The following is a 13,944-nucleotide window of genomic DNA, read 5'->3' as shown; positions in this document are numbered from 1 at the left end:
TTAATGGTATGGTGGCGCAATTTGTCCACGGATAAGGGCAATAATAGCAGAACTGGCAACCCCGCGGAAACAGCTATCGCGCAGGACTGCACTCTGTGCTACATGAAAAGGGTAAGAAAGGGGATTTTCAGACTTATGCCTGGCGGCGCAACGTCTCAAGCTGGGCGATCAACATCTCTTCAATGAGCTCGCTACGGCTGATATTACGCGCTTCAGCCAGTTCGTTAAGCGCATCGACGGCGTCGGCATTGAGCTTTAGTTCGACACGCTTAAGCCCACGATTTTTATCGCGTTTAAGCTGGTTGCGTTTATTAATACGCAGCTGTTCATCGCGCGAAAGCGGATTCGTTTTCGGTCGTCCCGGTCGACGCTCATTCGCGAACAGATCTAGTGTCGTACGGTCCGTTTGTTCTTTGGCCATGATTCTGAGACTTCGGGGGAAACAAGCCGCCCTGCTATTGCCCGGGCGATGAGCGCGCCATCATACATCACCAAAAACGGCACGCCAACGACTGGAAGCCCGCAACCTTCCAGTCGCTCTCTTTTTAATCAATTCGCAGTATCAGAGAGATAGCGGCGGATGGCGCGTAACACGGCGTCAGGTTTTTCCGCGTGAACCCAGTGTCCGGCACCGGCGATGACATGGGCGCGCGCCTGCGGGAATTGCGCCAGCAAGGTGTCGCGGTAGGCGTCGGTGACATAAGGGGAGTTACCGCCGCGAATAAAGAGGGTAGGGTGTTGCCAGGCGGGCACCGTATCCCAGCCGACGATGTTGTTGTACTGCGCCCAGAGTACCGGCACGTTGAAACGCCACTGGCCGTCGACAAACGACTTCAGCAGAAACTGAATAACGCCTTCTTCATTAAGATGTTCGCGCATGACGGCTGTGGCCTGTTGGCGGGTTGAAACCCCAGCCTCTGTTACCGCATTGATGGCTGCAAAAATGTCGTCATGACGGCGCACGTCGTAATCCACCGGGGCAACGTCGATCACGACCAGACCGTTGATTCTGTCCGGTGCCAGCGCCGTCAGGGCCATTACCGCCTTGCCGCCCATAGAATGCCCGATGAGCGTCACCTTCTGAAGATGGTTGGCATCAAGCGTATCGAGCAGATCCTGGGCCATTGCCGCGTAGGTCATCTCCTCTGAACGCCCGGAAAGACCGTGATTTCGCATATCGACCTGCAAAATATCGTGATCGGTAACCAGATCGCGCGCCAGCACCCCCAGGTTATCCAGGCTGCCAAAAAGCCCGTGAACCAGTACGATGGGAGAATTATTGTTCGGCGATTGTGCAGTTTGCGCTCGGGTATTCAATTTCATGGCAAAGTTCTTTTTTTACGTATGTCAGGTTAGGGTATCATGTTGACCATTCTGCCGCCCGGCTGCAAGGTTCCAGTTTAATCTGACTTTTGCCGCCAACCTGGTTTGACGCTATCCGCTGTTGGAATTTAACTTTATAATCCCAACGACTTGTATTCAGATAAGATATCGCACTGGATTAAGATGAAAACAATCGAAGTTGATGACGAACTCTATCAGTATATTGCCAGCCAGACGCGGCATATCGGGGAGAGTGCGTCCGACATTTTACGGCGCATGCTTAAAATTTCCGCCGCCTCACAGCCTGCTACCCCAGTCACTAAAGATGTCGTGTCTCAACAAAACGTTGTTGCACAAGCAAAACCTGCCGTCGCGCAAGTGAAAGACAAAGTACGTGCGATGCGCGAGTTGCTGCTCTCTGATGAGTACGCCGAGCAGAAAAAAGCGGTTAACCGCTTCATGCTGGTGCTGTCTACACTCTATTCACTGGATAACAAAGCGTTTGCTGAAGCGACCGAGTCGCTGCACGGTCGTACCCGCGTCTATTTCGCGGGCGACGAGCAAACGCTGCTGCAAAATGGCAACCAAACCAAACCTAAACATGTCCCGGGCACGCCGTACTGGGTCATCACCAATACCAATACGGGCCGCAAGTGCAGCATGGTTGAACACATCATGCAGTCCATGCAGTTCCCGGCGGAATTGATTGAAAAGGTTTGCGGTACAATTTAACCCTTGCATCAGAAGGACCCGGTAATGGCAAATCACAGCCGTGCAGGCCAACCTGCACAACAAAGCGATTTGATTAACGTCGCTCAGCTGACCGCGCAGTATTACGTGCTGAAACCGGTCGTGGGCAACGCAGAACACGCAGTGAAGTTTGGTACATCTGGCCACCGCGGTAGCGCGGCGCGCCATAGCTTTAACGAACCGCACATTCTGGCTATTGCTCAGGCCATCGCGGAAGAGCGCGCTAAAAACGGCGTTACCGGTCCGTGCTATGTGGGAAAAGATACCCATGCTCTGTCTGAACCGGCGTTCATTTCCGTGCTGGAAGTGCTGACGGCGAATGGCGTTGACGTCATTGTTCAGGAAAATAACGGCTTCACGCCGACCCCTGCGGTCTCTAACGCGATCCTTGTCCACAACAAAAAAGGCGGCGCGCTGGCTGACGGGATTGTGATCACCCCATCACACAACCCGCCGGAAGACGGTGGGATCAAATACAACCCGCCTAACGGTGGACCGGCAGACACGAACGTCACGAAAGTGGTTGAAGATCGTGCCAATGCACTGCTGGCGGATGGCCTGAATGGGGTGAAACGCCTCTCTCTGGATGCAGCCATGGCGTCCGGCCATGTGAAAGAGCAGGATCTGGTGCAGCCATTTGTGGAAGGTCTGGCGGATATCGTCGATATGGCGGCCATCCAGAAAGCCGGTCTGAAGCTGGGCGTTGACCCTCTCGGCGGCTCCGGTATCGAATACTGGAAACGCATCGCAGAGCATTACAAGCTGAACCTGACCATCGTTAACGATCACGTTGATCAGACCTTCCGCTTTATGCACCTGGATAAAGACGGCGCAATCCGTATGGACTGCTCTTCCGAGTGTGCGATGGCGGGCCTGCTGGCGCTGCGTGATAAATTCGACCTGGCGTTTGCCAACGACCCGGATTATGACCGCCACGGTATTGTCACCCCGGCAGGGCTGATGAACCCGAACCATTATCTTGCGGTTGCCATCAACTACCTGTTCCAGCATCGTCCGCAGTGGGGCAAAGAGGTGGCTGTAGGTAAAACGCTGGTCTCCTCGGCGATGATTGACCGCGTGGTTGAGGCGTTGGGCCGTAAGCTGGTGGAAGTACCGGTAGGCTTCAAATGGTTTGTTGACGGTCTGCACGACGGCAGCTTCGGTTTTGGCGGTGAAGAGAGCGCGGGCGCATCCTTCCTGCGTTTCGACGGCACGCCATGGTCTACCGATAAAGACGGGATCATCATGTGCCTGCTGGCGGCGGAAATCACCGCTGTCACCGGTAAAAATCCGCAGGAACACTATAACGAGCTGGCGGCACGCTTTGGCGCGCCAAGCTATAACCGTATTCAGGCTGGCGCGACCTCCGCGCAGAAAGCGGCGCTGTCTAAACTCTCTCCGGAGATGGTCAGTGCCAGCACGCTGGCCGGTGACCCTATCACGGCCCGTCTGACGGCGGCCCCGGGTAACGGTGCCTCTATCGGTGGTCTGAAAGTGATGACCGAAAACGGCTGGTTTGCCGCGCGTCCATCCGGTACGGAAGATGCATACAAAATCTATTGTGAGAGCTTCCTCGGCGACGAACACCGTAAGCTGATTGAGAAAGAAGCGGTAGAGATTGTCAGCGAAGTGCTGAAAAACGCGTAAATCGCGGTGGGCTGATGCCCTCACGATGCAGTCAAAACGGCAACCCTGGGGTTGCCGTTTTGCTTTTGCATTAACTGTGTTTATTTTTCAATTCAAACCGCGGTGATACCAGACCGTACAGCGTCCAGCCCATAAAGGTCACCATCGCACCATACAGCATGGCTTCCTGGCCGGAAGAGTAGAGCGCATAGAAGCTGTAAATTGCCCCAATCAGCGCCACAATATTCGCCACCCTCGCTTTGCCTGCGTCCACCTTCGCCACCTTCTGAATGATGACCAGCGCCGCCATCGACAGAATATACGGAATGATATTGGTCACTACCGCCAGGTTGACCAGCACGTTGAACTGGCTGTTCAGCGACGGGCTGATGGTCATCAAAGATAACCCACTCTGGAAGATAACAATCGCCAGCATGCCCTGAACCGGTGCCTCTGCTTTGCTGACCCGGGAGAAGATTTTCGGGAAATACCCTTCGTCAGCGGATGATTTAAAGACCTGAGCAATGGTGAACTGCCAGCCGAGGAGCGAGCCGCAGCAGGACATCACCATCAGCCCCATGATCACTTTTCCGACACCCGGCGTAAACATCTGCGCAAAGGCCAGACCGAACGGTGCCGTGGAACTGGCAAGATCCATGTTCGGTACAATCCCTGCAATCACGTTGGTTGAGACAATGTAAATGGCCGCAGCGCCCAGCGTACCGCCAAGCACGGCAATCGGTACGTTCTTCTCCGGGTTTTCCACCACTTCGGCGTTAGCACACGCAGATTCCAGCCCCAGGAAGGCCCACAGCGTCATGGCGATGGAAGAGCCCACTGCGGTGAAGAACGGAACATGGTGTGGGTTCCAGGAGTTGACGTACAGCGTGGGGCTAAACCAGAACCAGCCGATGATGCACAGCCCAACCACCGGGATAATGACCCCCCAGACGGTAATACTGCTGATCTGTCCGGTAATGCGCGCGCCGCCAAAGTTAGCCACGGTGCAGATCCACAGCACGCCGATGGTCGCCAGCCCGATTTGCACCGGGGTCAGCGCCACACCGAACAGCTCCGTACCGTAACCCACGGCGGAAATGGCAATTGCCACGTTAGCGATCAGCAAAGAAACGCCGTAGGTGTAGTTGGCCATGAAGTTACCGGATTTGCCAAAGGCATACTCGGCGTAGCCGCCCATCCCCCCGGGCTTGCGGCTGAACATACCGCACTTGGCGAATGCCCAGGCCAGTGCCATTGACCCCACTGCGGTCACCATCCAGGAGATAATCGAAATGGTTCCTACTTCCGCAAGCTTGGTGGGCAGCATGATGATCCCGGACCCCATCATGTTTACCATGGTGAGAATGGTCAGCTGCACCACGCCCATTTTATTGGACTTGCTCATAATTTTTCTCCTTTCAGCAGCGATGGCTGAGCGGCAGCGTGTTTGATGACGTTACAACGAACCTGCTTACGACCGTCACACTCCTCAACGTAAACACCCTGCAGTTCCGGCGCGAAGCCCGGTAAAAGGTTGATACCCTCTTCCAGCGCAGCAAAGTAGCGCAGCACGGAACCGCCCCAGACTTCACCCGGCACAACGCACAACACCCCCGGTGGATAAGGAAGGGCACCTTCGGCGGCAATGCGACCTTCCGCATCGCGCAGCGAGACCAGCTCGACCTCACCCCGCAGGTAGGCATAGTTCGCCTCTTGCGGGTTCATCATGACGCGCGGGAAGTGAGACTTGCGGAACATCTCTTTTTGCAGCTGCTTCACGTTGTGGCGGGCGTACAGCTCATGCATTTCCTGGCAAATCTGGCGCAGGGTGTAATCTGCATAGCGCTCCGGGTACTGTTTACAGACAGAAGGCAGCACCTCTTTGAGGGGGGCATCCGTCTCGAGCAGTTTTTCGAAGCGCACCAGTTGCGCGACCAGTTGCTGCAGTTTGCCCATATCCTCGGCAGGCGTGAGCAGGAACAGGATGGAGTTGAGATCGCATTTTTCCGGCACGATGCCGTTTTCACGCAGGAAGTTGGCGAGAATAGTGGCGGGGACGCCGAAATCCTCGTACTCACCGGTCCGGGCGTTAATACCCGGCGTGGTCAGCAGCAGTTTGCACGGGTCGATAAAATACTGATGTTCGGCATAGCCTTCGAAGGCGTGCCAGTGTTCACCGGGCACGAAGTGGAAGAAGCGCAGGTCCGTGGCAATCTCAGCGGTGTCCCAGCTTTCCCACGGACGGCCATCAACCAGTTCCGGCACGAATGGGCGAAGATACTGGCAGTTCTGCAGGATCAGCTTACGGGCTTCGATACCGGTCACCACGCAGTCCATCCACATGTTGCGGCCGCTCTGTCCCTCATGCATGCGGGCGTTGATATCCAGTGCAGCAAACAGCGGATAGAACGGGCTGGTGGACGCGTGCATCATGAAGGCATTATTCAGCCGCTTATGCGGAACATAGCGCTGCTGACCTTTGATGTGGCTGTCCTTCTTGTGGATTTGCGAGGTCTGCGAGAAACCGGCCTGCTGTTTATGGACTGACTGGGTGACCAGGATCCCCGGATCGTTTTCATTCAGCTCCAGCAGCAGCGGAGAGCAATCGGCCATCATCGGAATAAACTGCTCGTAACCCACCCAGGCAGAGTCAAAAAGGATGTAGTCGCACAGATGGCCAATGTTATCCACGACCTGGCGAGCGTTATAGATGGTGCCATCGTAGGTACCCAGCTGGATCACCGCCAGGCGGAACGGACGCGCGTCGCGGGCACGGCCCGGCGCCACTTCGGACACCAGCTCACGCAGATAATTCTCCTCGAAGCAGTGGGCGTCGATGCCGCCAATAAAGCCGTACGGGTTACGTGCGGTTTCCAGATAGACCGGCGTTGCGCCCGCCTGAAGAAGTGCTCCGTGGTGGTTGGATTTATGGTTGTTGCGATCGAACAGGACCAGGTCGCCCGGAGTGAGAAGGGCGTTGAGCACCACTTTGTTGGACGATGAGGTTCCGTTCAGCACGAAGTAGGTTTTATCGGCATTAAAGACTTTCGCCGCATGCTGCTGCGCAATGCAGGGTGCCCCTTCGTGGATCAGCAGATCGCCCATCGCCACGTCGGCGTTGCACAGGTCTGAGCGGAAAAGGGTTTCGCCAAAGAAATCGACAAACTGATTGCCGGCAGGGTGACGGCGGAAGAATTGCCCGCCCTGGTGACCCGGACAGTCGAAGGCGCTGTTACCCTGTTTGACATAGTCGACCAGAGCCCGGAAAAACGGCGGACGCAGTTGGGTTTCATACTTCTGCGCGGCCGCTTCCAGTTGGCGTCCGTGGAAGTCGTTGCTGGTGTCTGATGCTTCGAATACGCCGTGGATCCGCGATAAATACTCTGCCGGGATAATTTCTTCTTTATGCGTCGCGACAAAAACAGGAATGCCAAATCCGGTTGCTTCTATTTCTTCTATACGACCAGTGAAAATATCGCTGACGGCCAGAACAATGGCGGCAACATCAATATATTCCGTGGCGTTGATATCCACCAGTTCACGGTGAGTGGTAAAGCAATCAGGGCAGGCGCGGCTGGCTGCAATTTTTAAACTTTTCATCTTTCTCTCTTTATTTTAGGTAATAACAGTCCCTCGATTTCTTGCAGAAAAGAAATCGATAATATGCCGGAAAACAGCAAAAGGAGGCCGCTGATTAAAAAAATCAGTAATGCGTTTTTTGCTGAATAGAATTCAGTCCGCCCGGTCGCGGATGAGCCTGAATTAAGATGAATGAGCGCACGGGTTCACAGGCAAAGGCCTGTAAAATAGGGTGTTTCAGGATAACCTGTAAGCGGGTGCGCCAGAAGTCGAAGGACTACCGGGCATTAAAGATATGAAAGTCAAAACAGTTTCGGTGGGCAAACATCATGATATGAGTTGTCCGCCTTATATGGGGCATTAAACGATTATTGTTTTCCATGTTTCATTTCCTTTCAGTAATTGAAAGCATGGACATTTTATCCTGGAAAAAGCGATTAACTGTGAAACAGATCACCGTTAACCGATCAAATCAGAAATAAATATTCGCTTTTGATGAATATCGCAGATCAAAATGCTGATATGTTGATGTTGCGTTAACGGATTGTGTTATGAATGTGCTGAATGGACATAAATACACCAAAAAATAACCCGGAGATTATTTTTGCGCGTATTTTATGGGAGGGTAGGCGTTTATTTAAAAATAAACTGAATAGTTATTCAAAGCATGAACCGATAACCGATACCGGTTTCAGTTAATAAATGACGAGGACGCGCGGGGTCAACTTCCAGTTTTTGTCGAAGGTGTCCCATATATATGCGTAAATAGTGACTATGTTCCACGGCGTTTGGCCCCCACACCTGACTCAACAGCTGGCGCTGGGTGAGTACCTTACCGTGATTATTGAGCAAAACGGCGAGTAGCCGAAACTCGATGGGGGTGAGATGGATTTCCTCTTCACCGCGAGCGATGCGCCGTGCTGCCAGATCAACCCGAATATCACCAAACGTGTATGTTGGGTCGGCAGGGGTGGTGGCGCTGTGACGACGCAGCGCGACACGAAGGCGAGCCTGCAGTTCGCCAATACCAAAAGGCTTAATCAGATAGTCATCCGCTCCGGCATCCAGCGCCGCGATTTTATCCGACTCTTCGGTACGGGCTGACAGCACCAGAATGGGCATCTGACTCCACTGTCGAACCTCACGAATAAAATCGATGCCGTCGCCATCCGGCAGGCCGAGATCGAGGATCACCAGATCAGGTTTGCGCGTGGCCGCTTCAATCAAACCCCGCTGGAGCGTGCCGGCGTCATGAACGCGCAGGCCATCGCCTTCCAGCGCAGCACGCAGAAACCGGCTAATGGCGATCTCATCTTCAACAATCAGAACGTTGATCACAAATCCTCTGGTAATTCATTAAGTTCTGGCGGGGCTTCCAGAGGAAGTTTAACACAAAAACGTGCGCCGCCTTCCGGGCGATTCTCCGCCGAAATGGTACCGCCATGAACGTCAATAATCGCCTGGCAAATCGCCAGACCCAGACCCACGCCGGGAATGGCCGACTCTTTATTACCGCGGGCAAATTTCTCGAAAATAGCGAACTCCTGTCCGGCAGGGATACCCGGCCCGGTATCCCAGACGTCAAGCCGTAGCGTGTGATCTTCCACCGTGGCATCCACCCCAATCCGGGCGTTTGCTCCTGCGTATTTGCCGGCATTTTCCAGCAGATTGATCAGCACGCGTTCAAACAGCGGGCCATCAACGTGAATTAACGTCAGCGGTTCGGGCATGTTCAGCGCAATATGGCGCCCACCGAGGCCCGGCTCCAGCATTTTCAAAGCGCTACCCACCACCTCTTCGAGCGTGAGCCACTCTTTTTTGAGGTTAAATCCGCCCGACTGAATGCGCGCCATATCAAGCAGATTATTTACCAGGCGTGTGGTGTTCAGCACATGCTGGCGGATCTCGCTGGCCTGCAACGCATGTTTCGAGCCTTCCGCTGCCAAATCCAGCGTCAAAATTTCTGACTGGCCAAACAGCACGGTGAGTGGGGTGCGAAGGTCGTGGGAGAGGGCGGCCAGCAATGAGTTACGAATGCTCTCGCGCTCGCTTGCCAGACGGGCCTGTTCTTCGCTGGCGGTAAGCGCCAGCCGTTCCAGCGCGCTTGCCACCAGCAGGGTAAATGTCTCCAGCAATCGCTGCTGTTCGGGGATCATCAGCTGGCGCAGATTCGACGGTTCAACGATCACCAGCCCCTGATTTTTATCGGCACTGCGCAGCGGCAGAATTTGATACGGTACGCCGGGCAGGGTGTCCGTCCCTGCACCCGCAGGAAGTCCTTTATCAAAGCTCCAGCGCGCAATGGCTTCATCCCAGGGCGTCATACCTGAGGCCGAGGTCAGCGGGCGCAGTTTTCCGTGTTCGTCCGGGAGTAAAATCAGGTTGCTGGCGTGAAAGGTCGAGCGGATAAACTGCTCGCTGGTCTGCACAATATCCAGCGGCGTACGGCCAACCGCCAGCGATTTAGACATCTCATAAAGATGCCGTGTGCGCTGTTCGCGGTAGCGGGCGATACGGGCCTGATAGCGCACACCCGCCGTCAGATTACCGATCACCAGCCCAACGGTGAGCATCACGGCAAAGGTGAGAATGTACTGCACATCCGAAACGGCGAGCGTTCCGCGGGGCGCGATAAAGAACAGATCGAAGCTGATGACGTTGATGAACGTCGCCAGTACCGAGGGCCAGCGCCCGTAAAAGAGCGCCACCACGACCACGCCGAGCAGGTAGATCATCACCAGATTGGCCGCGTCGAAGGCAATCAGCCAGTGGCTCGCAATCACGGTGATCAGCGCGCAGAGCACGACGGCGACAAGACAGCCGCGGATCTGAATTCGCCATTTATCATTAAAAGTGCGGCTGTCCGGTGCGCGGTTGGGTAAAGGGGTGGGTTTGTCATCCAGTGCGACAATCACCAGATCGAGGTCGGGAGCACGCCGGGCCAGTTTGTCAGCAAAGGATTCGCGGCTAAACCAGCGACGATGCTGACGACGGCCAATGACAATTTTCCCGAGGTTGTGCTCACGCGCGTAGCGCAGAATGGCTTTATCTTCCTGGGGATCGGAGAGAGTGGCGGTTTCTGCGCCCAGCTCCTGTGCCAGACGCAGCGAACTTAAGATCGCGCGGCGCTGGTTTTCAGGCAGCGCGTGAAGCTGCGGCGTCTCGACATAGACCGCATGCCAGACGCTACCAAACTTGGCCGCCAGACGCGCTGCGGTGCGGACGAGCTTTTCATTGCCGCTGCCGTGACCCACACACAGCAGAATGGCATCCCGCGTATGCCAGACGCGCTCCTGCCCTTGCAGGTCACGCCAGGCGCGCATCTGATCGTCCACGCGATCCGCCGTGCGACGCAGGGCCAGCTCGCGCAGGGCTATCAGGTTGCCTTTGCGAAAGAAATGTTCGATGGCGCGTTCGGCCTGACCTGCAATATAGACTTTTCCTTCATGCAGTCGCTGGCGCAGATCGTCTGGAGGCAGATCGACCAGCACCACTTCGTCCGCAGAGTCGAAAAAGGGATCGGGTACGGTTTCGCGAACCTGAATCCCGGTCACGCCGCTGACCACGTCGTTCAGGCTTTCGAGATGCTGAACATTTACCGTGGTGAAAACATCAATGCCTGCTTCAAGCAGCTCTTCAACGTCCTGCCAGCGTTTGGGGTGGCGCGAGCCTGAAGCATTACTGTGTGCCAGTTCGTCCATCAGGATAAGCGCGGGCCTGCGGGCGAGGGCGGCGTCGAGATCGAACTCCGTGACCAGACGCCCACGATGGCTGATACGGCGAGGCGGCTGTGTCGCCAGCCCCTTCAACAGTGCTGCCGTCTCTTTCCGGCCGTGGGTTTCCACCACGCCGATAAGAATATCGAGCCCCTGCGCCCGAAGCCGCTGGGCTTCTGTCAGCATGGCGAAGGTTTTCCCGACGCCAGCACAGGCGCCGAAGAAGATTTTCAGTTTGCCGCGATGGGCTTCAGCCGTCTGTTCGAGCAGCCTGTCCGGATCCGGGCGCATGGGCTCGTCGGTCATTTAGTTTTTCCTTAGCGCGTCCAGCGCCAGATTCAGCTCAACAATATTCACCACGGGCATGCCGATGAAGCTGACCAGCGGTTTTTGCGTATGCTCTGCGACCAGCTTGCTCACCTGTTCCACCGTCAGCTGACGGGCCGCCGCGACGCGGGGGATCTGCCATGCCACCGCCTTCGGCGTCAGGCTGTAGTCCAGCCCGCTTGCAGAGGCCGTCACCAGCTCCACAGGCACCTCCCGGCTGGCCTGTGGATTTGCGGCGCGCAGGGCGGCTACACGTTCGGCAATGGCTTTATCCAGATCCGGGTTGCTGCCGGCCAGGTTACTGCCACCGGATGCCATCGGATTATACGGGCTTTCGGCAGTGGCGGAAGGGCGTCCCTGGAAGTAACGGGCGTCGGTAAAATTCTGTCCAATCAAACGCGAACCGCGGTTTTCACCGTTTTGCATGATCAGCGAGCCGTTGGCCTGATCCTTAAACCACCACTGGCCCAGCGCGGTGGTCACCAGCGGGTAAAGCCCGCCGGTAATAAGCGACAGCAGAATAAACAGAAGTATAGCGGGACGTAACATCGTCATTTGATTCACCTTTTAAACCAGCCCAAACAGCGTCAACAGCAGGTCGATAACCTTGATACCGATGAAGGGGACAATCAGCCCACCCAGCCCGTAAATCCACAGGTTGCGGCGCAGCATGGCCGCCGCGGTCAGCGGTTTGTAGCTCACCCCTTTGAGCGCCAGCGGGATCAGGAAGACAATAATCAGGGCGTTAAAAATAACCGCACTGAGAATGGCTGATGCTGGCGAGTGCAGATGCATCACGTTCAGCGCATTAAGCTGCGGATAGGTGGCCGCAAACGCCGCGGGAATGATGGCAAAGTATTTTGCGACGTCGTTGGCGATACTGAACGTTGTCAGTGAACCGCGCGTCATCAGCATCTGCTTACCAATGTGCACAACTTCAATCAGCTTGGTCGGGTTCGAGTCGAGGTCGACCATGTTGCCCGCCTCTTTCGCCGCCTGGGTACCGGAGTTCATGGCCACCGCCACGTCGGCCTGCGCAAGGGCTGGGGCATCGTTGGTGCCATCACCCGTCATCGCCACCAGGCGACCTTCCGCCTGATACTGACGAATTAACGCCAGCTTGGCTTCAGGCGTTGCCTCCGAGAGAAAATCATCCACGCCCGCTTCGGCAGCAATCGCGGCGGCGGTCAGACGGTTGTCCCCGGTGATCATCACCGTTTTGATCCCCATTTTCCGCAGCTGGGCAAAGCGCTCTTTAATCCCGCCTTTTACGATATCCTTCAGCGAAATCACCCCCAGCACATGTGCCCCTTCAGCCACCACCAGCGGCGTCGCGCCCTGACGTGCCACGCTCTCGACCAGGTTGTCCACTTCTGGTGGGAAATGACCATTATTGGCTTCAATGTGGCGACGAATTGCGTCGACGGAGCCTTTACGGATCATGCGGTCCTGAATGTTGATGCCGCTCATTCGGGTTTGTGCCGTGAAGGGAACGAAAGTCGCATGGAGACTCTGAACGTCGCGCTGGCGCAGGTTAAAGCGCTGCTTGGCGAGGATCACGATACTGCGGCCTTCCGGCGTTTCATCGGCGAGGGAAGAGAGTTGCGCCGCATCCGCCAGCGTTTTTTCATCCACGCCGGGGGCAGGTAAGAACTCTGACGCCTGGCGGTTACCGAGGGTGATTGTCCCGGTTTTATCCAGCAGCAGAACGTCCACATCCCCTGCGGCCTCGACCGCACGTCCGCTGGTCGCGATGACGTTCGCGCCCAACATACGGCTCATACCGGCCACACCGATGGCCGACAGCAGCCCCCCGATGGTGGTCGGGATCAGGCAGACCAGCAGCGCCACCAGAACGGTGGTGGTGACCGCGGTACCGCCGTAAGCGGAGAATGGCCACAACGTGGCGGTTGCCAGCAGAAAGACAATCGTCAGCGCCACCAGCAGGATGGTCAGGGCAATTTCGTTTGGTGTTTTACGACGCTGCGCGCCTTCCACCATGGCAATCATACGGTCAAGGAAGGTTTCACCCGGGTTGACGCTACACTGGATCACCAGCCAGTCGGAGAGAATGCGTGTCCCGCCCGTTACGGAGGCGAAATCACCCCCGGATTCACGTATGACGGGAGCGGATTCCCCGGTGATGGCACTTTCATCTACCGACGCGCCGCCTTCGATGACTTCACCGTCGCAGGGGATAATGTCCCCGGCTTCGACCAGCACCACGTCACCTTTACGCAGTTCATCTGCCGGGACATGGTCCATCTGGGCACCGTATTTCGGTTCGCGTAATTTGCGCGCAAAAGCGGTTTTTTTCACCCCTTTGAGGCTATTGGCCTGCGCTTTGCTGCGGCCTTCCGCCAGCGCTTCCGCAAAGTTGGCAAACAGTACGGTGAACCACAGCCACAGGCTGATAGCGCCGGTGAACATCGCATTCCCCTGCAGATGACCCGTTCCCATGGCAATCGCCAGCGCGGTGGTGAGTAAACTCCCTATCCAGACGATAAACATCACCGGGTTGTGCCACTGCACGCGCGGGCTCAACTTTTTCACCGCATCCATGAGGGCCTGTCGAACTAACGACGGTTCGAACAGGGCCATTTGTTTACGACTCATGACAAAT

At 56.0% G+C, this 13,944-nt stretch carries 11 protein-coding genes; 2 read left to right on the top strand and 9 right to left on the bottom strand.

The features are described 5' to 3' along the window. Positions 1 to 133 precede the first annotated feature (133 nt). Positions 134 to 421, bottom strand: a complete 288-nt coding sequence (gene ybfE, locus BJP35_RS09555) for a LexA regulated protein (RefSeq protein WP_014169148.1) — start codon at positions 419 to 421, stop codon at positions 134 to 136. A 128-nt stretch (positions 422 to 549) separates the two neighbouring features. Beyond that, positions 550 to 1,323, bottom strand: coding sequence for an esterase (gene ybfF / locus BJP35_RS09550; RefSeq protein WP_014169149.1), 774 nt, complete (start codon positions 1,321 to 1,323; stop codon positions 550 to 552). A gap of 183 nt (positions 1,324 to 1,506) precedes the next feature. On the opposite strand from ybfF, the gene seqA reads away from it, so the two are divergent. Both seqA and pgm read left to right on the top strand, forming a co-directional pair. Next, positions 1,507 to 2,055 carry a replication initiation negative regulator SeqA gene (gene seqA, locus BJP35_RS09545; RefSeq protein ID WP_020884977.1) on the top strand — a complete coding sequence of 183 codons (549 nt, stop codon included), beginning with the start codon at positions 1,507 to 1,509 and terminating at the stop codon, positions 2,053 to 2,055. A 24-nt stretch (positions 2,056 to 2,079) separates the two neighbouring features. Next, positions 2,080 to 3,720, top strand: coding sequence for a phosphoglucomutase (alpha-D-glucose-1,6-bisphosphate-dependent) (gene pgm / locus BJP35_RS09540; protein ID WP_041162495.1), 1,641 nt, complete (start codon positions 2,080 to 2,082; stop codon positions 3,718 to 3,720). A 70-nt stretch (positions 3,721 to 3,790) separates the two neighbouring features. Here the strand turns inward: pgm and potE are convergent, their stop codons facing one another. From potE to kdpB, 7 genes are all read right to left on the bottom strand, one after another. Then, the gene (gene potE / locus BJP35_RS09535) at positions 3,791 to 5,104 is read right to left on the bottom strand and encodes a putrescine-ornithine antiporter (protein ID WP_014169152.1); all 1,314 of its coding nucleotides are present in this window, start codon (positions 5,102 to 5,104) and stop codon (positions 3,791 to 3,793) included. Further along, positions 5,101 to 7,299 (bottom strand): ornithine decarboxylase SpeF, encoded by a 2,199-nt coding sequence (gene speF, locus BJP35_RS09530; RefSeq protein ID WP_086463054.1) that lies wholly within the window; start codon positions 7,297 to 7,299, stop codon positions 5,101 to 5,103. The genes potE and speF overlap by 4 nt, the downstream gene beginning before the upstream one ends. Before the next feature lie 256 nt (positions 7,300 to 7,555). Continuing rightward, a complete protein-coding gene (speFL, locus tag BJP35_RS24195) occupies positions 7,556 to 7,660 on the bottom strand; it encodes a leader peptide SpeFL (RefSeq protein WP_106503839.1) in 105 nt (34 codons plus the stop codon). 278 nt (positions 7,661 to 7,938) lie between these two features. Then, positions 7,939 to 8,616 carry a two-component system response regulator KdpE gene (kdpE, locus tag BJP35_RS09525; protein ID WP_025204661.1) on the bottom strand — a complete coding sequence of 226 codons (678 nt, stop codon included), beginning with the start codon at positions 8,614 to 8,616 and terminating at the stop codon, positions 7,939 to 7,941. Next, a complete protein-coding gene (kdpD, locus tag BJP35_RS09520) occupies positions 8,613 to 11,300 on the bottom strand; it encodes a two-component system sensor histidine kinase KdpD (protein ID WP_014169155.1) in 2,688 nt (895 codons plus the stop codon). The genes kdpE and kdpD overlap by 4 nt, the downstream gene beginning before the upstream one ends. Next, positions 11,301 to 11,876 carry a potassium-transporting ATPase subunit KdpC gene (kdpC, locus tag BJP35_RS09515; protein ID WP_086463053.1) on the bottom strand — a complete coding sequence of 192 codons (576 nt, stop codon included), beginning with the start codon at positions 11,874 to 11,876 and terminating at the stop codon, positions 11,301 to 11,303. It lies immediately after the preceding gene. 12 nt (positions 11,877 to 11,888) lie between these two features. Continuing rightward, positions 11,889 to 13,937, bottom strand: coding sequence for a potassium-transporting ATPase subunit KdpB (gene kdpB, locus BJP35_RS09510; RefSeq protein ID WP_014169157.1), 2,049 nt, complete (start codon positions 13,935 to 13,937; stop codon positions 11,889 to 11,891). Positions 13,938 to 13,944 lie beyond the last annotated feature (7 nt).

Source organism: Enterobacter sp. J49 (assembly GCF_002148625.1).
In the GTDB taxonomy this organism is placed as follows: domain Bacteria; phylum Pseudomonadota; class Gammaproteobacteria; order Enterobacterales; family Enterobacteriaceae; genus Enterobacter; species Enterobacter ludwigii.
Note: the sequence above shows the minus strand (reverse complement) of the source record. Positions and strands in the feature narration are given on the sequence as shown.